Source organism: Paenibacillus arenosi (genome assembly GCF_014841135.1).
Lineage (GTDB): Bacteria > Bacillota > Bacilli > Paenibacillales > Paenibacillaceae > Paenibacillus_B > Paenibacillus_B arenosi.
In genome coordinates this window covers 71,607-93,811 of record NZ_JACYTN010000014.1, presented here as the reverse complement: position 1 = coordinate 93,811, position 22,205 = coordinate 71,607, and the positions used below count along the sequence as shown (strand labels likewise).

The following is a 22,205-nucleotide window of genomic DNA, read 5'->3' as shown; positions in this document are numbered from 1 at the left end:
AGGGGAGCGATCGGTTATGACATCGGCATCTGCATCGGAAGCGATACAACCAAGTATATTTGGTGCTCCATATCGTGCCTTAACGATTGGCATTATATTAGCTATTTCCACCGTGGCTTTTGAAGGATTAGCGATTACAACAGTTGCACCGACGATAGCACAAGAGCTAAACGGTCTCCATTTATATGGATGGATTTTTAGTGCATTTTTGTTGAATCAGATTATCGGGACCATTGTTATGGGTAAACGGATCGATAAGCACGGAGTCTTTAAGAGTATGATCTTGTCATTTGTTATTTTTGTGGTAGGCATCGTAGTAGCGGCGGTATCGTCGCATATGCTCATTCTTATTATCGGAAGGGCGTTTCAAGGTTTTGGAGCGGGCGCTCTTATTACGTGCGTGTATTATAGTGCTGCCGTTCATTATCCAGATTCACTTCGAACGAAAATTTTAGCCTCTTTTTCTATGGCATTTGTGCTACCCGCGTTAATCGGACCTTATATCGCAGGGTATGCAGCTGCTCATGTATCATGGAGGTTTGTATTTTTAATGGTACTCCCCATCATTGTAATCGCTTTAGTATTAACACTTCCTACTTTTCGTACGTTACCCGCACCTAGAGCTTCATCATCCCGTAAACAAAACTATAAGGAATTGCATTCGATCCTACTTGCTGCAGGAACAGGCATCTTATTAACCGGATTGGGCTGGTTACCCAATTGGAAAGGTATATTGCTTGCTATCATTGGATTGCTTATAATGTTAAAGCCTTTGAGCAAGCTACTTCCAGAAGGTACATTTGCAATAGCATCAGGATTGCCAGCAACGATTGCTACACGAGGCATGTATGTGGCATGTTATTTTGCTACCGAAAGCTTTGTTGTGTTGGCACTTGTCGAGGTGAAAGGGTTATCGGAAGAGTTGGCAGGCTTAATAGTAGCTGCAGGTGCATTAAGTTGGTCAGGGGCGGCATGGCTGCTGTCTGTGCTTGATGCAAGGGATCAGGGCAAGGGTAGAAAAATAAGAATTCACATTGGTGTCAGTTTTATTATAGTTGGTGTAGCGCTCGTAATTGCAGCCATCGCTTCTACGGGTGGTGGTATCATAATCGCAGCCATTTCACAAATTATTATCGGCTTCGGCGCAGGCTTGGCGAATCCGACAACGGCAGCAATCGCTTTACAGCACGCAAAAGCAGGGGAAGAAGGGGAGGTTTCCGCAATTCTACAATTCATTGATTCCTTTAGTATAGGATTAAGTATAGGAATTAGCGGGGCTTTAGTAGCGATAAGCAATACATTCGACTGGGGCATAACGACAGGAATTGTCATGGTGTTATCGCTTCAATTGTTGTTTGCGATCATTAGCTTCATCACTTCCTTCCGTGTTACGAAGAAGAAATCAGCTGTTCAAGCCGGAACAACCAACATCATGTCTTAACATCCTACGCTGTGCAAATCGTCTAGCTTGGCATAATGTCTTACACTATCATTCCACGCAGTTCAATCATTTAAACTTAATCCTACTATTGGGGGCGATGTTTACATGGCACGTGTATTAATCGTTAATATTCCTGCCGAAGGGCATGTTAATCCTACACTTGGTCTAGTGAAGCAGCTGATAGATCGTGGTGAAGAGGTTGTATATGTATGTACAGAAGAGTATCGAAATAAAGTGTTACAAACCGGAGCAGAATTTCGAACTTATCCATTTCAAGTAGACCCATTTTCGTATGATCCTGACTTGAAGCCTGCACCATACAAACATCCATCCCAGTTTGCGAACATGGTCGTTCGTGGCATTATTAAGAAGATTGTTCCTGAAATACTAAAAGTTATCGAAGGTGAAACGTATGATTACTTTATCTTTGACTCGTTGATGGGGTGGGGAGGTACGATAATTGCTCAGAGACTGGGTATTCCCGCAGTATGCTCCATTGCATCCTTTGCATTCGTAGATCCACTTGGTTCGGAGCAAGGATTGATTGATGATGATGTTGAAAATGTTTATGAATCAACGTTGGAGTTGGCGCATCAGCTAGCCGAACAGTTTAACGTTCCAACTCCAACGATACAGGAACTTACGAAACATGCCGGTCAGTTTAAGCTTGTATACACAAGTCGCTACTTGCAGCCCAAAGCGGACCAGCTAGATGACAGCTTCTATTTTGCTGGAACTTCTGTTGTACCACGTAAAGATGCACCCATTCTTCCCTATGATCAGCTCCTAGACCCAAACAAACAGACTGTTTACATAGCGATGGGAACCATTTTGAATAGAGATCTGGCGTTTTACAAGCTGTGTTTTGAGGCTTTCCAACACTTGCCAATCCAATTTGTACTAGCCTCAGGCAAAGATACGGATATGGGGCCATTGGCTGATTACATTCCTGCTAACTTTATTGTTCGCCCGTACATTCCACAGCTGGAGGTACTCGAACGTTCCGCCGCATTTGTCACACATGCTGGGATGAACAGTGTGAGTGAGGCGTTATATTATAATGTTCCAATGGTTATGATTCCGTTAACGTCAGACCAACCGCTCGTATCCAATCGAGTACAAGAGCTTGGAGCAGGGATTACGCTTGATCATCATACACTGACACCTGAGGTTCTGAAGGACGCATTGATGAAGGTGCTAACAGACTCAAGCTATAGACAGCAAGCTTATTACGTTGGTGAATCATTACGTCAAGCAGGGGGATACATTCAAGCTGCAGATGTGATCATTTCACATTTTTCCAAAGTAAAGCAATAAATGCTCGTCATTGAATAAAATAGGCTTGGATATATAAGTTCGACGTCAGAAAATATTTCTGGCGTCTTTCTTTGTTTTATAGTTGGTATTTTGGTTGCATACTAACTAAGACAAAGGTGTTTAACTCTTGTAAGAATTAAACTATATAAAATCCGTGAGAAAAATGGTACAATGAAAGTAGCCTTTTCTTAATAACCAGTCCAGCGAGAGAAGCTGCGGGTTTTAAAAATATGGTTGAACAGAAAGGGAGAGTGAATGATGCGAGTTGAATTGACCTTTACGAACAAAGGAAAATTAGCGATTGCTAATTTCAGCAATGAGGAACTGCTCGAAATCTTTTCAAGATATATGAATACGTTAAAGAAAAAGTATGATATTGAGGTGGCGGTTAATCACGAATCTAACCCAAATATCATTAATGACAATGTTCTACTCGTTCATGCGGACAATGTGAATTGTGACGCAGAGACCTTCTTCAAAGAACTAAGCAGAGATGTAAAGGTCCCGTTGAAGAAAAGACTCGAGGGAAACTTGGATAATGTATTTAAAATAAAAATCAGTGAATAAAAAACGATAGAGCATCTTCAATAAGCCTTGTGCTTGTGAAGATGCTCTTTAACTTTATAGTAGGAAGGGGGCGAAACGGGGACAGCTTTCTGTTCTACTGAAACCATCCATTTCCCGCATAAAAACCTATGTTGACTTAACCACAGTCCTCTTCACTACGAAGGTTAAACTGCCACTCAATGCCAAACTTATCCGTTAAGCTGCCATAACATTTACTCCAAAATGTTTCTTGAAGTTCCATGGCTACTTTGCCGCCTTCTTTAAGCTTAAGGAACGCAGATTGAATTTCTTCGATATCGTCCCCAACGAAAGTGAGGCTGACGTTGTTACCAACTACGAACGGCATGCCAGGGAACACATCGGAGAACATCACCGTACTGCCACTGATGTTAATGCGAGTGTGCATAACTAGATCTTTTGCTTCCTCTGGAAGCGTAAAGTCTGGGGATGGCGGAGCGTCACCAAAAGCCATGATTTCAGGTTGCTCTGTTCCAAACACCTCTGCATAAAACGTCACTGCTTCACGACAATTACCATTAAAATTAAGATATACTTCGATTGACATTACATTCACTCCTCAACATTGATATGTAGTGCTTCATTTCGAATTTCGATCATATTGTATCACGTAAAATGAAAAATGCAAATATATGTTCGCATTTTAATAAAATCGAACTCTCTTCTCTATGTCAGCCATAGTTTTAGTTTTATCTGAATGAATCGTAAACATACTGCTCTTTCTACTCATGTGGAATATTTGACCAAATAAGTTGAGCGTGCTAAGATGAATTTCGAACAACAGTAAAATATAATTTACCGGTAAAATATACGGAGGTGTAATTCGTTTGAGTATCACTGGTGTGTACAAAATTAAAACCCACGAGCAGCTTAAAGCTATTGCAGACCCACTTCGTACTAAGATACTAATGAATCTCGTCAAAAACGCTTATACAGGCCAGCAGTTAGCAGAAATACTGAGCATTACAAGAAATAATATTTACTTTCATCTCAAGGAGCTAGAGAAGCACGGCATTATCCATGTCGTTCGCAAAGAAGAGAAAAATGGGATCATTCAAAAATATTATCGTGCGGTCGCAGGACGATTTATCCCAGAGGATCATTTGCTTCCAAGTTTAGATTTGATTGAAACTTCAAGACAGGTGTTTATGGAGACTTTGGAAGTTACACGATCGAAGATTGAACATGCTCCTGCTGCTTCATTTGCACTAGACAGCACCAATGTCAATCGGAGAAAAAATATCGCTTCCACGTATCAATTTCATGCGAGCGAAGAGAACTTCCATGCTTTTCTGGAGGAGTTCAAGCAGTTGATGGATAAGCACTTTACTATGCATCCAGCTGAATCCAATAGCGATATACAGTCAGAGGAAGAGAAGAGCTACTACATGTCTTTAGTCTCATTTCAGGATGACAATGGAAACATCAACATTCAATAATTACATAGCCATGGAGGGAATATATATGCAGAGTGCTCAATACCCTATCGTGATTGATGATGCGTGGTTTACCGTTTCAAAGCTGGATGAGAAGACATTCGCAATTAGTGAATACGGACATTGGGAAAAAGTCCATTCGTTTTTGCTTATTGGCACGAATCGTGCAGCTCTTATTGATACTGGGCTTGGGATCGATAACATCAAGCGGATGACTGATCAGTTAACGGATCTGCCTATAATCGTACTGACGACACATGTTCACGCCGATCATATCGGTAGTCATGCGCAATATGAAGAGATTTATGTGCATGAGGCAGAAGAAGATTGGTTAGTTAGTGGCATTAAAAAATTGTCGATTGAGCAAATCCGCAAAGATATATCACGTGATATTACAAGACCAGTGCCAACTTCGTTTGATCCAGAGACGTACACACCCTTTCAAGGAAAGCCAACAGGGCTGCTGCGTGACGGGGATGTTATCGAACTAGGGGAGCGATCGTTGGTGATATATCATACACCTGGCCATTCTCCAGGTCATATTTCTATTTTCGATACGAGCAGAGGATATTTATTTACTGGAGATTTACTGTACGATGAGACACCTGTCTATGCCTTTTTTCCAACAACAAGCCCACAAGATTTAGTGAACTCACTAGAGAAAATTGCAACGAAGATTAATGGCATTAATAAAATATTTGGTGCGCACAACCGGATTGGTTTGGAACCTGAATTGCTCGAATCGGTGCAAGCAGCGGTGGGCGAGTTGCGAGAAAAAGATCTGGTTCGCTTCGGTACCGGCGTTCAACAGTTCGATGGATTCTCGGTGAGGTTTTAAGTTGCAAGTTTAAATGAAACCCAAATATACTTGTTGTAATCCCTGTGCACTCGTGCATGGGGATTTTCTATTTTCATCTCTTTAATATCTTTACACTTCGCTCCTCCTCATGTCATATGACGTTTCGTCATAATGACACCTGACAGCTTGTGTCCCTAGACATTTGGGTAGTCACTTTAACAAATGACATCTCCTCACTATGAACAATGACACGACTCCATTTACGCTTACTCATGTTCCCGTACAGAGGAACACGACTTCAGCAGAAGCATAACCCAAACTTATAATGAGGAGAGATTCGAAATGAACGTAAAAGGAAAAGTGATGTTGAGCTTGGCTATAATGATGGCAGGGACAATGGGATTGGATGCATACGGTGGATCTATGATAGCGAGTGCTCAGGCAGGAAGCAGCATCAAACAAGATGTTGTAAATACTGCACATCCTGAAGCACAGAAACAGGAAGTAAAGAAGCTTCTCAATGAAATGATTACTGCAGGTGTGCCAGGTGTGATGATGCAATCGCTAAAAGATGGCGTCAAATGGGATTACGCAGCAGGGAAGGCGAGTATTCATTCTGGCCGCCCGATGAAATCCAACTTCCACTTTAGAATTGCCAGCACGACGAAGACCTTTACAGCAACCGTTGTACTGCAGTTAGTGGGAGAAGGAAAGCTGAGCTTAGATGATACTGTAGAAAAATGGCTGCCTGGTCTTGTAAAAGACAATGGATATGATGGCAGTAAAATAACAATTAAACAGCTACTTAATATGACAAGTGGCATCGCGAACTATACGGTTAACGAAAAAGTTAGAACGGATATTTACGAAAACCCCTTCAAGCGATATACGTCCGAGGAGCTAGTCAGCATTGCCTTGAAAGAAAAGCCGTTATTTGAACCAGGAACGAAGTGGTCCTATTCCAATACCAACACAGTACTAGCAGGATTAATTATCGAAAAAGCTACTGGACTTTCCTACGGGGAACAAATAAAGCGCCGCATAATTGAGCCATTGAAATTGACAAACACGTATGTTCCTGGGACATCTACAACTCTGCCTGAACCACATGCGAGAGGCTATTATCAACATAAAGCAGATGGAGTTTTACAAGATTTCACGGAGATGAGTGTTACGATGGGGAATGCAGCAGGTGAAATGATTTCAACATCTACTGACTTGAATCATTTCTTTAGTGAACTGTTGGCTGGGAAATTACTTAAGCCAGAACAAATGGAGCAGATGTTTGGCTCTCCAGTAGATAGTGAGATAGGCCGTTACGGTCTTGGCATTTTTGAAACAAAGCTACCTGACGGGAGCAAGATTTGGGGGCATGGTGGAACGATACACGGATATCTTACTTTTGTAGGAGGGACAATGGGCGGCAAGCATGTAATCAATTTCAGCCTAAATTTACTTTCTAATGATATGAAAAAAATGAATACTGTCTATGAGTTGAGCGATAAAATTTTTGCTTCGGAGTTCACAAAATCATCCAAAGCCAAATCACCCAAAGAAAAATCATCTAAATAGATGAAGGTCTGTTCCTATGCGCCTGCGTCCTATTATCGATCTTACATTTCCAACCATTTAACATCAGGAGGTAAGCAAGATATGCCTAATCGGACAAGTATGATGCTGACTGTGACAGTCTTAGTGACGAGCGCATTGTTGATTTCAACAACGGATGGAATCGTACAGGCGACAGCAGGAACAGGTGAAAGTTTACTTAAACATTCCAGTGAAATAACTACGAGTAACACAGCAAGTAAGAAGGTGGGTCAGAGCAGTCATCAAGCTAGTATCGGGAATCACGTCATTGTTAAAGCAATGGAAGAGGGTGTTGATAAAGGGATCCCCGGAATTCTGTTACAGACTCGGAAAGATGGGGTCGTGCAGCACTATACAGCTGGAAAAGCGAGCATCTATGCAGATCGGAGTATGCAATCAAATTTTCATTTCCGAATTGGAAGTGTAACGAAAACGTTTGTCTCTGTCACGATGCTGCAGCTCGTAGGTGAAGGCAAGGTGAGCCTGAATGATACTGTTGATAAATGGTTGCCTGGACTTGTCCAAGGAAACGGATATGATGGGAAGCAAATTACGATAAGACAATTGCTCAATCATACGAGCGGAATTGCTAGTTATACGGACGAAACCTTCATGAAAAAAGTGTACGAAAACCGCTTTAAAAGCTACACGTCCGAGGAACTTGTACAAGAAGGATTACGGCAAAAGCCCTTATTTACACCAGGCAATCAAGCTTCTTATTCCAACACGAATTATATACTTGCTGCCATGATTATCGAGAAAGTAACGGGGGATACTTACGGGAAGCAGATCGAGGAACGTATTATCAAGCCGTTGAAGTTGAACAACACAATTATACCAGGGAATACTATGAATTTGCCTGAGCCACATGCAAGAGGCTACTATCAGTTTAAGTCAGGTGGATCGCTCCAAGACTTCACAGAGCTAAATGCTACTTCGGCTCATGCATCAGGTGGAATGATTTCCACTGCAGATGACTTGAACCGATTTATTTCGGCACTACTCTCCGGCAAGTTGTTGAAGCCTGAACAAATGAAGCAGCTGATAGATACGGTAGAATTTCAAGATCAGTCAAAATACGGTTTGGGTCTATTGCAAGTAACTTTGCCAAATGGCGTTCAACTGTGGGGACATACGGGCGGTGTTCATGGTTTCAAAACATTTACTTTTGCAACAAGCGACGGGAAGCACGCAGCAACAATGAGCATGAACTATCACGGAAAAGATCTGGAGAATGTCATTACAGAGCTGATTGTGAACGTGTATGCTGCCGAGTTTCAACCAAGTGTTTAAATCCGTCAACGTCTAACCATTGCATTTTCCTATGATTACGATAGGGAACTTGTAATTGATGTGATGGCGGTGTGTATCACATTAACTTCGGTGCAAGTATGGAAGATGTAAAACAAGGATAAGTTCTACTAGGAGGGGGCGCCTACTATTGGCTCCTCCTTTTCCCTTTAAGTGTTATTGGAAAGTATCCGGAAAAGTAATAAAGGGCACACCTAATACGTATAACAACGTATAGGCATGCCTAAATAACGTTTATGTATGGATTGACCGCGATTATCGCGGTTTTTTTATTAGGAAAGAAGTAGTACTTATTTTAATAAAACGCGCATAAGAAATGTAGCATCAGGGAGACCGTGGCCATCTCGTTCCTGAATTTGCAGCATTAGACCACTAATGATGGCGAAGTACCAGAACAATAGCTGCTGCGGATCTCCAGCGATAAATTCTCCTTTTTCTTGACCTTTAATAAAAATAGGAAGTAATTGATCGATAATGGCTTGATTCGAATACTGTTCAAAAACCTGTTTTACACTTTCAGGCATGTATTCGGACGTACGTGCTTGCTGCACCAGCATAAAATAATATTTATTATTTTCTTCGAGCATTCCCTCTGTAATCATAGCAAGTAACTCTGCAGGTGTTCCTGGTTGCTCGCTAACATATTTGACTGCATCCATCGCTTCTCTCATAGCTTCTTCAATCAATTCTGCGAATAACTCATCCTTTGACTTGAAATAGCGGTAGGATAGCCCTTGGCTGACGCCAGCTTCACAAGCAATCATGCTCATTTTTGTACCACAAAGGCCATAGCAGGCAAACACCTTAAGTGCTGCATATTTAATTTGGTCTCTACGTTCATCGCGGAGCTGGTCTAGTTGTTCTTCATTTAACGGTGGCATTCATCTTCACACTCCGGTTCACAGGTCATGTTGAGGTAATTTAAACATATTTGGATCATCAAATCAATCTGTGCTTAAGGTTAAAAAAGGATTGACGAATAGAAAATAATGCCTATACTTAAAAATGAATGAACTATTCATTCATAAATTATAAAGGTCTGAGCATTAGTCAGTCATGCTTGCAATAACTTCAATTTACATGTTCAGCTTGTCGAAATGGAGTGGACCTACTATGAGTCAAGAAGCGTTAAAGAAAGCTGCACGAGGGGCGGTCGCACAGCATGAACGTTCGGTCGCGCCTGATTTAGCGAGAGGGTTGATGCTGTTACTTATTTGCATTGCCCATGTACCGTTGTACATTTCAAACAGTGCGCAATTCCGAACCTTGAATCATCCATCAGGAGGAGACCTGTTGGATAATATCATCCAATTTGCAACGATTATGATTGTCGATCTTCGATCGTATCCGATGTTTGCTGTGCTATTCGGATATGGCCTCGCCATGATTGTGACTCGTCAGCTAGCTGCTGGTACTTCGCAGCAAACAACTCGCAAACTTATACGCCGTCGATGCTTATACTTGATCCTATTTGGCGCCGTACATGCTTTAATCGTATTTTCTTTTGATATTCTTACCGTATATGGGCTAGTTGGATTATTATTCGGATCATTACTTTTTTCCCCGAGAAGAAAGCTGCTTCGTGTTATTGGGTGGTTAAGCCTCATTATGGTCAGTCTTTTACTTACACAAGCTTGGTTGTTATCAGGAGGAGCTGGAGTTCCGATGCTGGATTACTCTACAATAGCAACTTCGTACGGTGGAGCAATCGAGAAGCGCTTATTTGAATATCCGTTCTGGGTAGTGTATTCGCTGATTGCTATGCCGCTTATTATTCCCGTTTTGCTAGGATTCTGGGCAGGTAGTCAACGATTGCTGGAAGATCCTCATCAGCACCGCAATCTGCTAAAGAAAATAAGCACTATAGGCATAACCGTTTCCTTGTTAGGCGCACTTCCGTTAGCACTTACTCTGTTTGGCTTTTGGCCAAAATCTTCGTATCTCATAACATTACACGCCATTAGTGGCCTATTCGGCGGAATCGGATATATCGCATTATTCGGCTTGATCAGCGCCAAAATTAGTGCTGCTGGCAATCGTGGAAAGATCGTTCAAGCATTAGTCGCAACGGGTAAACGATCACTTACGAGTTATTTGCTCCACTCGCTCATCCTTGCTCTGCTATTGTCCAGTTGGGGACTTGGGCTGGGTAAACAGCTACACAGCTTCGAAATCTTTTTCATGGCTATTCTAACTTGGCTAATACTCGTGTTTATTTCTGTCTTCCTAGAAAGAAAAGGACAACAAGGACCTGCTGAGGTACTTCTTCGCAAACTTATATATCGCAAATCGTATTAAAGGTAGTATGACTAGCGTATTTGATACATTATGATGAATCCATTGAGGCCGGAGCGGGCAACCTATGCAGTGGGAACGCGCTGCCGTAAAATAGCATCGTATTTCTAAAATGATCTCAATGGAGGACGAATGGAATGTCTAAGAAAGACGAGCATAATCACAACCAAAATCACCACAATCATAATCATGTTTCTGAACGTGAATCAGCCGACACAACAGATATGAATGCAGGAGAAGTGGCAGGAACTGTGGGTGGCGGAGCGGTAGGTGCAGCAGTAGGTTCGGTGTTAGGTCCTATAGGTACGGTTGTAGGCGGTATTGCAGGTGCAGCTATTGGTAATATGGCTGGCGAAAGTATGGAAGAAGCAGTAGTAGATGATGAAGGGTAATTACGGCTAGCATTCACATCTAACGAAAGTAAGGCGTATTTGAGAGGTGACGAGAGTCGCTTTCAAATACGTCTTTTTTTAAACGGAATTTAAATTGGTGCCACTCTTTCTTTTAACCTTTGATGATTATGATAAGTGAAGAGGTGAGAGAACATGGAACATATCGTACAAACAACAAAGAAGAAACGTAAAGTCTGGACTATCACAAGAAATACGTTGATCGTAATCGCTGTATTACTGTTAACCTGGGTCGGTTTTCATCATGCAATAACAGCCTATGAGAAGAATAAATATCCAGCCCCTGGGCACCTCGTTGAGGTGGACAGCAAGAACATGCACGTATACACACAAGGGGATGGTGAACATACGATACTATTGCTGCCGGGTCTAGGCACATCAGCACCTGTATTGGACTTCGAGCCTTTAATCAATGAGCTGGCAAAGAGCCAGCGAGTTGTTGTAGTGGAGCCTTTCGGTTATGGTTGGAGTGATCAAACGAATAAGGAACGAAGTGTGGAAAATATCGTTGAGGAAGTAAGAACGGCATTGAAGCAAGCTAATGTCACAGGGCCATTTATATTAATGCCTCATTCCGTATCTGGCATTTACAGCATGTATTATGCGAATCAGTATCCTGATGAAGTGGAAGCTATTATCGGCAATGATATCACTTTACCACAAGCGCTAGCGTATTTTAACGAGCCTGCTCCATCTATACCTACTTTTATGAGCATGCTTGCACCAACTGGGGTAACAAGATTGCTTTCTTATTCTTCGCCTGATCAGTTCCTACCTGAAGCAGATAAAGGAACCTATTCGGATGACAATCTTAAGATGACGGCTCTCTTATCTGCATGGAAAGGCCTTAATAAAAATGTTGTCCATGAAGCAATTGAAATGGACAATAACATTCAAAAGACAAAAAAGATGTCATTTTCTCCTGATCTACCTGTCATGCTCTTCGCGAGAGAGAGAAAAGACAAGGTAAGCGTGGACGGGAAAACAAATCTGACCTTTTTTGAATCACAAATAAGTCATGTAGCTAATAGTAAGCTCATCCCGCTTGAAGGTCATCATTATTTGCACTGGACACAATATAAAGAAATGTCCGAGCATATTAATCGCTTCATAGAATCAATCGAGCGTAATTAAATCATGTAGACCTCCTTTCCGCTGACTGGAATAGGAGGTTTTTTCTCTAGGAGGATAGGAATTTATATTGAAATTATTACATATAGAGGTTACTATTTTTAGGCATGCCTATATAACTAAATAGAGATCATGAGAATTTGGGGGATTTTTGGAGTGGAGCAGCATTTGAAGAAGCATAAGAAGATCTATGCTATGCAGTTGGCTACGATCTTTCTAGGCTTCATTATTTTTGGTATTTCAGAAAATATTAAAGGACCAGCAATACCACGTATTCAATTCGACTTCATGCTTAATGAAGCACAGTTAGGTACGTTATTGTCACTCAATGCGCTAGGTTACTTGCTGGCTTGCTCATTTACAGCATTTTTAACCCGAATATGGGGTATTAAAATCGTAAGCATTGCTGCCTTTGGCGCCATGCTGTTGTCAGGTGTGTTTATTTATTTCTCGCACAGTTATCCGTTGTTTGCGTCATCTTATTTTTTGATGTATATCGGAAATGGGATGCTGGAAATTGCGTTGGCGATTCTCGGCGCACGTATTTTCGTCAAAAATACTGGCATGATGATGAATTTATCACATGGTTTCTATGGACTCAGTTCTACGGTGGCACCGTTGATTGCGACTGGACTTATGTCAGTGACGGTGTTCGGTCATACGCTGGATTGGCGTGGGATGTACTTGGTCATGCTGTCGTTATCTATTCTGCCGATTATACTAGCATGGCGAAGTTCATTTCCGGGAGATGATCTTTCACAGGAGGAGCGCGTACCGTTTAAACAGTTAATGCGAGATCCCGTGCTATGGTTTATGGTACTCATCCTTTCCTTTGGCGTTGTATCCGAGCTTGCGGTAGGAGGTTGGCTGGTTAATTTCCTAGAGAAAGCGTACAAGTGGGATACCGTAACAGCTTCAGGCATGCTCTCTGCTTTCTTCTTATGTTTCGCATTGGCGAGAATTGTGTTGGGCCCCGTGACAGATAAAATAGGGTTCAATTTATCCTTGATTATCTTTTCTGCTTTCTCAGCTATCTGCACGTTTTTGGCAATTTGGGGAGGAGAAGCATTCGCCTTCTTGTTTGCTGTGGCTGGAATAGGGATTGCGATGATTTATCCGACCGTTATGGCATTTATCGCCAAACGATATCCGACTAGCAGTGATACGGCGATTACCTTTACGGTCACGTTAATGGGGATTGGTTGTGTTGTTGGTAACTATATGATCGGCATTATTATTGAACTTGTGAAACAATTATATGAGGCTGATACGCAAATTGGCCTACTTCGTGGTTTGCAAGCTGGTTATGGCTTTATTGGATTGTGTGCTGCGATTTGTGCAGTGTTTAGTTTCATATTGTACATGCGCTTGAAAAAGCGTAAAGAACTTATATAAAATCAGTTGTTTAGAAGGATGCAGTTGGTGAGCCTACTTTATGAAGAAAATTTGGGGCACAGTGAGAAAGTAGATCCACGATACAGCAAAAAGCTGCTGTCATTTCCAGTTTATTCGATTAAGGCTCTGTATTTAAAAATAACACAGAAAGTTTGCTGTACGGCTCGCCAGCAAGAGGACTTGATGTAGAAGGTGTTTCATTCATTGGGAAAATGGACGATTAAGATGGAAAATACGCGGAGCGTTATTTTGCAATTCCGCAAACATTAGGATGTAACTCCAGGCATACCTGATTGCCGGGCAAAAATACTATGTTAAGGTGAAGGGTTATGTTAACGATACAAGCTATAGATTATTAATTGTTAAACGTTCATAGTGACAAAGAAAGAGCCAATCTTTGCGATAATCAAAGATTGGCTCTTTGGCTTTTAAAAGTAACCTTTTTACTGCCCGCAAGAAGATAGTCTCTATGAGTGGACAAAGGAAGGATAACCTATCAAATATGATTGCCGTTTTGATCATCCATGACCTATAATTACCTAATTGAGGGAAAGTAAGGGCGACGAAGGAGGCAGCTTATGCGCTCATATTGGATATGGCTCTTATTTCTAATGGCGACTTGGATGTGTGCTTGGTTAAGTATGCCAATCGAAGAGGCGATGATGCCTTGGAGGCTGGCTGTAATTGCTGCATTTTTTGCTTGCTACTTCTTGGCTGCGCTGCTGCGCAAGCATCCATATGGATTAACTGCAATGTTAATTGCGGCCTCTCTTTTATCTACAGTGGGGTTATGGAAGGAGCAGTCAGGAGAGCAAGCACTCTACTTACTATTAATTTATTCTTTGCTTGCAGGGAAGGCCATCGATCAATTGCCATCTCTCTATGCGAGCATCGTTGGGGCGGTGCTCGCAGGCAATTTACTAGTTCTCGGATGGAAAGGCTATCCTGCTTATCCTACGATGTTTGCTGTACTGTATGTGGGTATGCTTGCAGCTGGACTTGCTGTATATCATATAGTGAAAACCAAAATGAAAGAGCTGGAACAGCGCAATGATGTGCTGCTAAGTGAATATCGTAGAATGAAACGGCGCATAGCTACGGATGAGGAAGTGGCACGGCAAGAAGAACGTACACAGATCGCGCGAGATATCCATGACTCCGTAGGGCATAAGCTAACCGCATTACTGATGCAGCTGGAAGTATTTCGATTGCAGAATACGGATAGTCAACTCACCCCACGCGTTAACGAACTCAAGGAGCTTGCCAAAGAGAGTTTGAAGGAGACGAGAAGCGCGGTCAAATCGTTGAAGCAGCAGGAGACTGGGGGACTCACTGCGATTCTCAATATGATTCGGCGCTTGGAAGCGGAGCAATTTATGCGGGTCAATTTTACTGTAAAGCATGGTGCTTTATCCGCTCCGTTACATGCTGCGCAGTCGTTTGCTGTGTACAGGGCAGTGCAGGAGGCCTTGACGAATTTGATGAAGCACAGCGAGGCAAGAGAGGCAACGATAACTTTCGAAGCTCCTGGCGGTGGCATTTTCCGGTTCGAAGTGACGAATCGCCTAAAAAGTAAAGTGGTCGTTCGTGAAGGTTTTGGCCTAAGGACGATGCGGGAGCGAATGGAAGAAGTGGGTGGTTCATTAGAGGTTATTGCTTATCCAGATTCTTTCATTATACGTGGTGTCATTCCTATCCTAAAAGAGAGAGGTGGAATTGAATGATCCGAATTTTATTGGCAGAAGATCAAGCAATGGTACGGCATGGCTTGAAAATGATGATTGAAACGGATAAGGAGCTGCGTGTTACCGGTGAAGCAGCGAATGGAAGAGAAGCAATTGCATTATGTGAAACGCATTCGTTCGAAGTCATCGTTATGGATATTCGCATGCCGGAAATGAACGGGCTGGAAGCCACACGAATTATTCATTCGCGCTGGCCTAACTGCAAAGTACTCATCCTAACCACATTTAATGATGATGAATATGCGCTCGAAGCGCTCAAAAGCGGTGCGAGCGGTTATATGCTCAAAGACGCGGACCCTTCGGAATTAATACGTTCCATTCGCAGCTGTCTATCAGGAGGAATGGCATTGCAAGATGATGTTGCCGCTAAAGTAATTCCAAGATTACTGCAATCTGAGCTCGAGCAGCGTAAGGTAGATACGTCGATTACACCGCGGGAACTGACAATCCTTCGTCTTATTGGCGAGGGCCGCAGTAACAAAGAGATTGCAGAACAGCTGGCATTATCAATCGGCACGGTGAAAAATCATGTCAGTCAGATTATGGAGAAGCTGGAGCTGCGAGATCGGACGCAGCTAGCGATTTACGCTATTAGGCATAACGTTGTCTAAATGACCATGACTGAGGTCATGGTTCTACATAAATGTAATGACGGGAGACAGTGGGAGCACTGTCTTTTTATTTATAAACTTGATACATAAGCAGCAAATGATCATTTTCAGTTAGAAAAGATAAGGAGGATGTCTTGTGTTAGAAACGGTTGAGCTAAGTAAAAGCTTTAAAGGTAAAACGGTAGTAGACAATGTAAATCTCTATTTGGAACGGGGAGAGTCGATTGGATTATTAGGCCCTAACGGAGCGGGGAAGTCGACGACCATTTCTATGATTTCGTCCCTGCTTGTTCCCACAAATGGGGATGTACGGCTTCATGGCAAGAGCATTGTTAAAAATCCTCAGGAAATTCGAAAAGTGCTTGGTGTAGTTCCGCAAGATATTGCACTCTATGAGGAATTAAGTGCATATGAGAACTTGGTCTTTTTCGGCCGAATATACAGCCTGCCCAAATCCATGCTGGAACACAAAATTCAAGAGGTACTAGAAATTGTAGGGCTTCGGGACCGGCAGAAAGAGCTTATCAAGACGTATTCTGGGGGCATGAAGCGACGGATTAACATCGCTGCGGCGCTGCTGCATGATCCGCAAATTGTCATAATGGATGAGCCAACGGTAGGCATTGATCCTCAATCTCGTAATCATATTTTAGAAACGGTCAAGTTGTTGAATCGGGAAAAAGGTACGACAGTACTGTACACGAGCCATTACATGGAGGAAGTCGAACAACTGTGTAATCGCATGTACATCATGGATCATGGCAAAGTAATCGCGTCTGGTACAAAAGAAGAACTGGGCCGCATCTTGTCCAGCGAGGATACCATTTTGCTTCAGTTGGACGGATATAATGAAGTTGTTATTGCTGGGATACGATCCATTGATTCCGTGCGTCACGTCGAAGAAACCGTGCAGGGTCTAAAGCTGATCGTCACGAAACAAAGCCGAGTGCTTAGTGCGATTGTACAGTGTACAGAACGTCATGGTGTACAGATTAACAATATGCATGTGCAGACGCCGAGCTTGGAAGATGTGTTCCTTCATTTGACCGGCCGAACCCTGCGCGACTAGAGGGGGATACAGATGAACGCATTTTTCAAGAAAGATATTCTGGTCTTCTGTCGGGATCGTAAGCAAATACTGATTCCACTTATCCTGCCTATTATTATGATTGTTGTTATGGGATTTCTATTGCCTAACTGGATGGGGAATGCACCATCATCGATAAAGATGAAGGTTGGATATGTGGTAAAGGATGACGTGGAAAATGGATTGAGGAAATTTCAAGATTCACTAGCAGCTAGAGGGATATCGGAAGAGGAAGCCGTTCAGTTAGTTGGCGCTGCGAAAGAGATTCATCCTGCTAATCTCCTGAAGTATGTGTTTGCAAATGAACAGGTTGCAGAAATGATCGAGCTGACGCAACTAAATGAAGAGGAAGCGCTGTTGAAACTAAAGGCCGAAGAAATTCATGCCATTGTTACTTTGCCGGAAGGCTTCACAAGAGGTGTATTGGATAAAATGCTTCTTGGAGAAGGAGAAGGTGCGGCGATCAGCCTCGTAGCTGAAGATCCTACTCAAGAGGTAAGTGTTTTACAAGGTATGATTGAAGGCTTTATGCGTCAGTTGAATGCCGATGCAGCGATTGCTAATGCTGGAGCTGAGGCTGTGAAGCAAGGTCAGATGGCTTGGAAACCCGTTGTTTCAGAAGTAGGAGGCGTGGAACAAATTGAGGGAATAAATACCGTAACGACCTCGCAATATTTCACCCTTTCTATTACCCTCATCTTTACGTTGTTCGGTGCTGCAGCGATTGCAGGTAAAGCAGTAACCGAAAAAAGAGAGCAAGTGTTTCAGCGAATCTTGCTGTCAGGTAGTCGTCCGCTATCCTATTTAACAGGTAAAATAAGTGCAACTTTTATTTTGGCCGTTGTGCAACTGCTGCTTGTTTTCACGGTATCTCATTTCGCTCTGAATGTATTTTCAGATTTTTCACTGCGATTTTGGATCGGATTCATCTTGCTAACGGTCATGTTGTGCGTATTTATTGCAGCGATGTCGGGATTATTTACAGCCCTCATGCTGCGCATGAATGCCGATATAGCAAATGGAATTATTAATATATTTATCATTGCCCTTGGGATGGTGGGTGGAAATTTCGTTCCCGTATATATTTTGCCAGACAGCATGCAGCAATTGTGGGGATGGACGCCGAATGGACTTTGGCTGTCGACAATGGTCCAGTGGATTCAAGAACAGTCGTGGACCGTAGCGGTAGAAGGCATAATGGGTCTAGCCGTATTCACGGCAGTAACGGTTGCACTTAGCGTATGGATATTTCCAAAAAGGGGGCGAATCTAGATGGTACCCGTATTTTTGGCGCAATGGATGAAGGAAAAACGGTCCCCTTATATCGTACTAATCTTCTGCGTACTTTCGATTGTGTTGTCATTACTATTTGGCTCCAGTACAGGTATGCAAATAAAGATCGATGCGTTTCCTGGGGAAGGATTGACAGAAGTTGAAGCAAAACAGTGGGTGGATCGCTTAAATGAAAAAGGATCATTTGACTTCACACTGCGAAGCGAAGAAAAGGCGCTGGCCGATGTCAAACAAGGTCGCTCGGATATGGCAGTTAAATTGTTAAAAGACGACTATCGCGTCATTTCGATTATGGAGGGCGGAAATGCAAATTTGGTGCAGCAGCATTTGCAAGTCATCTATACAGAGGAGCTAAAGATTCGTGCAGTTGCGCAGCATTCGAATGATGCCGTACAGTTTCGTGAATCGTTGAAGGTATATCTGGAACAACCGCCATTAACACTGCAATCCAGCAAACCAACTGGCGAAGAGTTACAGAGCTATAATATGCGTTTGCAGCTGCTATTTGGCTTCACGTTATTCCTTGTCATGTTCACAATAGGATTTAAGGTGAATGCGGTAACGGCCGAAAAAGTATCTGGTATTTGGAATCGGGTTATTTTGTCGCCAGTAACAAAGACAGAAATGTATCTTGGTCATTTGACCTATAGTACCCTTATAGGGATTATTCAAATTGCGATTATATTCGCCATATATAAATACGTGCTCGGATACGATCTTGGAGTGAACTTCTTATTCCTATCGACGATAAGTGTACTGTATATTCTAAGCATTGTAGCTATGAGTATGCTGTTTACGGGCATGTTTAGGACACCAGAGCAGTTTAGAGCCTTCTTCTCATCCGTCGTCCCGATCATGCCTCCGCTGAGCGGCGTATACATGCCGCCAGGCACGATTACGAGCGAGATTATGCTCTTCATTAGTGAACTATTCCCAATCAAACATGCGATGGATGCCTTAATAGGCGTTTCTATGTATCAGCTGGGCTGGGAGGACATCTACTTGCCGCTGGCGAAACTACTGCTGATGACCGTGATTTTCTTCGGAGTAGGGATTAACTTAGTGGAACGCAGGAATGCGTAATTTTAATAATAGGATGAAGTTGATTCTTATCTTTAATATTGGAACGATCAAAATTAATTAACAATTGTACTGATAAAGCAATCTTATTCCTTTTCAGAACAGGGATGAGGTTGCTTTTGTTTGCTTTGCAGCAGTTTTAAGTTATATCCATGAAAAGGAAAAAATATGTTGACCGACTGGTTAGCATAGAATACAATCTTGTTGACCGATCGGTTAGTAAAATGATTTCTCAGTACTAAGTTCCCATTTGAGGAAGGAGAAATGATAATGACTTACAACGGAAAAATAGGTGACGGTGCTTCAACGTTTGATCTTACTCATTGGCAGCAGCGGCTGGACGAACTGCGCATTGCGTATCGCGTTCCTGGAGCGACATTGGCTGTGCTTACAGGTGGGAACATCTATGAACTGGCAAGCGGTGTGCTGCATCGCGGTACCAGGGTCGAAGCAACAACGGATTCGGTATTTCAGCTCGGTTCGATTGCTAAGATCTATACGGCTACACTCGTGATGAAGTTAGTTGATTCAGGTCTCTTGGACTTAGATACGCCTGTGAAAAGCGTGCTGCCTGAATTTGAGGTTGCGGATGAAGAGGCAACAAAGACGATCACGGTTCGTCAGTTGCTGAGTCATACTAGCGGGTTGACTTGCGACTTCAACTATAACAGCGGACGTGGAGATGATTGCTTAGCACGCTATGTTGAAGCGTGTAAAGGCGTGGCTTTAGATTGCCCTCCAGGAACGGCTACCTCGTACAGCGGAATAGGATATACCGTATTGGGGCGCATAGCGGAAGTGTTAACGGATCTAACTTGGGACGAAGCGCTGAAGAAGTTGGTGCTCACCCCGCTTGGGCTTAGTAAGACAATGACTTTGCCTGAGGAAGTATTACGTTTTCGAGCAGCAATGGGTCATTTAGGCAAAGCGGGAGAAGAGCCAGAGCCTGCATTCTCATGGGACCCTATGCCGCGTTCTCAAGGTCCAGGCGGTAGGGTGTGCGCGACGGCTTCTGATGTGGTAAAGCTAGCACAAATGCATATGAACAGCGGTACGGCGCCAGACGGTACACGCGTGCTACGAGCTGAAACAGTTGCGGCGATGCAGCAATGTGAAGTTATAGTGCCTGATAAATGGACAGTTAGTTCCGATGGGTGGGGACTAGGCTGGACTTTATATAATTGGGATGGTGTCAAAGGATTCGGTCATGATGGAGCTTCAATAGGGCAGTACGGATATTTACGAGCGATACCAGAAGCAGGTGTGGCTATCGCCTTGTTGACGAATGGTGGGGGCGCGCGCATGCTTTATGCGGCATTGTTCCGCGAATTGCTTGACGAGCTGGCTGACGTGAAAATGCCGGAAGCTTTTGCCCCAGCAGAGCACCCACCAGTAGTAGACTATATGCCGTATATCGGTACTTATAAGCGCGAAGGTGTGATTATCACTGTTACGGAACAAGAGGGTAAACCGCATCTTGTATACGAATTTGTTGATGGGATGAAAGATCTTTCACCACCGCTAGAGATGGAGCTAGTACCCGTATCAGATACGGTGTTTGCGGGTGCAGGTGCAGGTCCTTCCTTCAATGAAGCATGGATGCCTGTCATCTTCTCGAAGCTGCCAGATGGCACGTTATATTGCTACATCGGTTTGCGAGTAGCTCCAAAGGTTTCGTAAGCCAGTCACTGGCAGCATTTCTATGATTGATAATGATTGCTCTCCTAAGCATACACCCCAAGTATCACACACCACGTGACAATCCATTTAATGAGACTAAAGCTTTTTTTAATATTTAAATTTAAGTATCAGATATATGCGCTCCTCTCCTCAATCAGTTATCGTATACTGGTATATAGATTGACCAATTGTTCATCCTAGATTACAATGCTATCGAACGATCGGTCAGTACATGAAGTAGGAGATGAAGCACTTGCCAGTACAGCTCTATGAACGGGACAAAATCTTAGAAGCGTGTCTGTCTGTATTTGCTCGTCATGGGTATAAACATACATCGACTGGAATGTTGGCAGAGGCAGCTGGTATTTCTAAAGCGTTAATATTTCATCACTTTCAAAATAAAAAAAAGCTCTATTTAAGCCTGCTGGAGCATTGCTATGAAAAGGTCGGCACTTCGCTCGATACGGGTTCGATTTCCGAACAAGAAGATTTTTTTGAAGCTCTTCATCTGTATATGAGCAGAAAGTTCGAGTATTATCGCAAGCATCCGGATGAATCCATGCTCGTATATGAAGCGTTTTATACGATACCTGATGAGTTAAAGGCAGATATGGAAGAAAAGTTTGGTGATGTACTCGCTAATAAATATCAAGTCTGGGATCAGTTGTTTGAAAAAGTCCCTCTACAAGAAGCGATACCGAGAAAGTATGCGCTCGATCTCATCCGAATCACATTTGAACATTTAGATACTGCCTTTTTTGCGGATCTAACGAATGGGATTATTCTAGATGATCGGTACATGGACAATTTGTTCGAGAAGATAAAACATTTCTGCAGCATCATTCGAGATGGAATGGAAAAGGAGCCCTCGTGAATTCTATCATGAGGGTTTTTGCTATGCTTCGTTAATAACGTAAGGAATATGTTTACAACTTTAATTGGTGAGTGTAATCTTGGGGAAAATAAACTATTACACTTGTAATAAAAGATGGGGAGGCA

At 42.7% G+C, this 22,205-nt stretch carries 20 protein-coding genes; 18 read left to right on the top strand and 2 right to left on the bottom strand.

Going from position 1 to position 22,205, the window contains the following annotated elements:
* Window positions 1-16: 16 nt before the first annotated feature.
* From IFO66_RS15850 to IFO66_RS15840, 3 genes are all read left to right on the top strand, one after another.
* The gene (locus IFO66_RS15850; RefSeq protein WP_192026097.1) at window positions 17-1,441 is read left to right on the top strand and encodes an MFS transporter; all 1,425 of its coding nucleotides are present in this window, start codon (window positions 17-19) and stop codon (window positions 1,439-1,441) included.
* 105 nt (window positions 1,442-1,546) lie between these two features.
* Window positions 1,547-2,758, top strand: a complete 1,212-nt coding sequence (locus tag IFO66_RS15845; protein WP_192026096.1) for a macrolide family glycosyltransferase — start codon at window positions 1,547-1,549, stop codon at window positions 2,756-2,758.
* 258 nt (window positions 2,759-3,016) lie between these two features.
* Window positions 3,017-3,325: a hypothetical protein gene (locus tag IFO66_RS15840; protein ID WP_192026117.1), complete on the top strand. Its 309-nt coding sequence runs from the start codon at window positions 3,017-3,019 to the stop codon at window positions 3,323-3,325.
* A 136-nt stretch (window positions 3,326-3,461) separates the two neighbouring features.
* On the opposite strand, the gene IFO66_RS15835 is transcribed toward IFO66_RS15840, so the two are convergent.
* Window positions 3,462-3,890 carry a VOC family protein gene (locus IFO66_RS15835; protein ID WP_192026095.1) on the bottom strand — a complete coding sequence of 143 codons (429 nt, stop codon included), beginning with the start codon at window positions 3,888-3,890 and terminating at the stop codon, window positions 3,462-3,464.
* Window positions 3,891-4,170: 280 nt separating this feature from the next.
* On the opposite strand from IFO66_RS15835, the gene IFO66_RS15830 reads away from it, so the two are divergent.
* From IFO66_RS15830 to IFO66_RS15815, 4 genes are all read left to right on the top strand, one after another.
* Window positions 4,171-4,782, top strand: coding sequence for an ArsR/SmtB family transcription factor (locus tag IFO66_RS15830; protein ID WP_225445809.1), 612 nt, complete (start codon window positions 4,171-4,173; stop codon window positions 4,780-4,782).
* A gap of 25 nt (window positions 4,783-4,807) precedes the next feature.
* Window positions 4,808-5,617, top strand: a complete 810-nt coding sequence (locus IFO66_RS15825; RefSeq protein WP_192026094.1) for an MBL fold metallo-hydrolase — start codon at window positions 4,808-4,810, stop codon at window positions 5,615-5,617.
* 303 nt (window positions 5,618-5,920) lie between these two features.
* Window positions 5,921-7,150, top strand: coding sequence for a serine hydrolase domain-containing protein (locus tag IFO66_RS15820; RefSeq protein ID WP_192026093.1), 1,230 nt, complete (start codon window positions 5,921-5,923; stop codon window positions 7,148-7,150).
* Between the two features lie 81 nt (window positions 7,151-7,231).
* Complete coding sequence (locus tag IFO66_RS15815) at window positions 7,232-8,461, top strand: serine hydrolase domain-containing protein (RefSeq protein WP_225445808.1); 1,230 nt, start codon at window positions 7,232-7,234, stop codon at window positions 8,459-8,461.
* Window positions 8,462-8,769: 308 nt separating this feature from the next.
* Here IFO66_RS15815 and IFO66_RS15810 read toward each other — a convergent pair whose 3' ends face one another.
* On the bottom strand, window positions 8,770-9,360 hold the full coding sequence (locus IFO66_RS15810) for a TetR/AcrR family transcriptional regulator (RefSeq protein ID WP_192026092.1): 591 nt from the start codon (window positions 9,358-9,360) through the stop codon (window positions 8,770-8,772).
* Window positions 9,361-9,592: 232 nt separating this feature from the next.
* Between IFO66_RS15810 and IFO66_RS15805 the strand changes: the two genes are divergently transcribed.
* The 11 genes from IFO66_RS15805 (at window position 9,593) to IFO66_RS15755 (ending at window position 22,080) form a co-directional block, all read left to right on the top strand.
* The gene (locus tag IFO66_RS15805) at window positions 9,593-10,777 is read left to right on the top strand and encodes a DUF418 domain-containing protein (protein ID WP_192026091.1); all 1,185 of its coding nucleotides are present in this window, start codon (window positions 9,593-9,595) and stop codon (window positions 10,775-10,777) included.
* 134 nt (window positions 10,778-10,911) lie between these two features.
* A complete protein-coding gene (locus IFO66_RS15800; protein WP_192026090.1) occupies window positions 10,912-11,166 on the top strand; it encodes a glycine zipper domain-containing protein in 255 nt (84 codons plus the stop codon).
* Window positions 11,167-11,319: 153 nt separating this feature from the next.
* Complete coding sequence (locus IFO66_RS15795) at window positions 11,320-12,318, top strand: alpha/beta fold hydrolase (RefSeq protein ID WP_192026089.1); 999 nt, start codon at window positions 11,320-11,322, stop codon at window positions 12,316-12,318.
* 192 nt (window positions 12,319-12,510) lie between these two features.
* Window positions 12,511-13,710, top strand: coding sequence for an MFS transporter (locus tag IFO66_RS15790; protein WP_225445816.1), 1,200 nt, complete (start codon window positions 12,511-12,513; stop codon window positions 13,708-13,710).
* A gap of 578 nt (window positions 13,711-14,288) precedes the next feature.
* Entirely contained in the window at window positions 14,289-15,434 is a 1,146-nt protein-coding gene (locus tag IFO66_RS15785) for a sensor histidine kinase (protein WP_192026087.1), read from the top strand.
* On the top strand, window positions 15,431-16,066 hold the full coding sequence (locus tag IFO66_RS15780) for a response regulator (protein WP_192026086.1): 636 nt from the start codon (window positions 15,431-15,433) through the stop codon (window positions 16,064-16,066). The genes IFO66_RS15785 and IFO66_RS15780 overlap by 4 nt, the downstream gene beginning before the upstream one ends.
* Before the next feature lie 136 nt (window positions 16,067-16,202).
* Window positions 16,203-17,135, top strand: a complete 933-nt coding sequence (locus tag IFO66_RS15775; RefSeq protein WP_192026085.1) for an ATP-binding cassette domain-containing protein — start codon at window positions 16,203-16,205, stop codon at window positions 17,133-17,135.
* 12 nt (window positions 17,136-17,147) lie between these two features.
* Complete coding sequence (locus IFO66_RS15770; RefSeq protein WP_192026084.1) at window positions 17,148-18,425, top strand: ABC transporter permease; 1,278 nt, start codon at window positions 17,148-17,150, stop codon at window positions 18,423-18,425.
* Window positions 18,426-19,529, top strand: coding sequence for an ABC transporter permease (locus IFO66_RS15765; RefSeq protein ID WP_192026083.1), 1,104 nt, complete (start codon window positions 18,426-18,428; stop codon window positions 19,527-19,529).
* A 267-nt stretch (window positions 19,530-19,796) separates the two neighbouring features.
* Window positions 19,797-21,206, top strand: coding sequence for a serine hydrolase domain-containing protein (locus IFO66_RS15760; RefSeq protein ID WP_225445807.1), 1,410 nt, complete (start codon window positions 19,797-19,799; stop codon window positions 21,204-21,206).
* 244 nt (window positions 21,207-21,450) lie between these two features.
* A complete protein-coding gene (locus IFO66_RS15755; protein WP_192026081.1) occupies window positions 21,451-22,080 on the top strand; it encodes a TetR/AcrR family transcriptional regulator in 630 nt (209 codons plus the stop codon).
* Window positions 22,081-22,205: the final 125 nt, after the last annotated feature.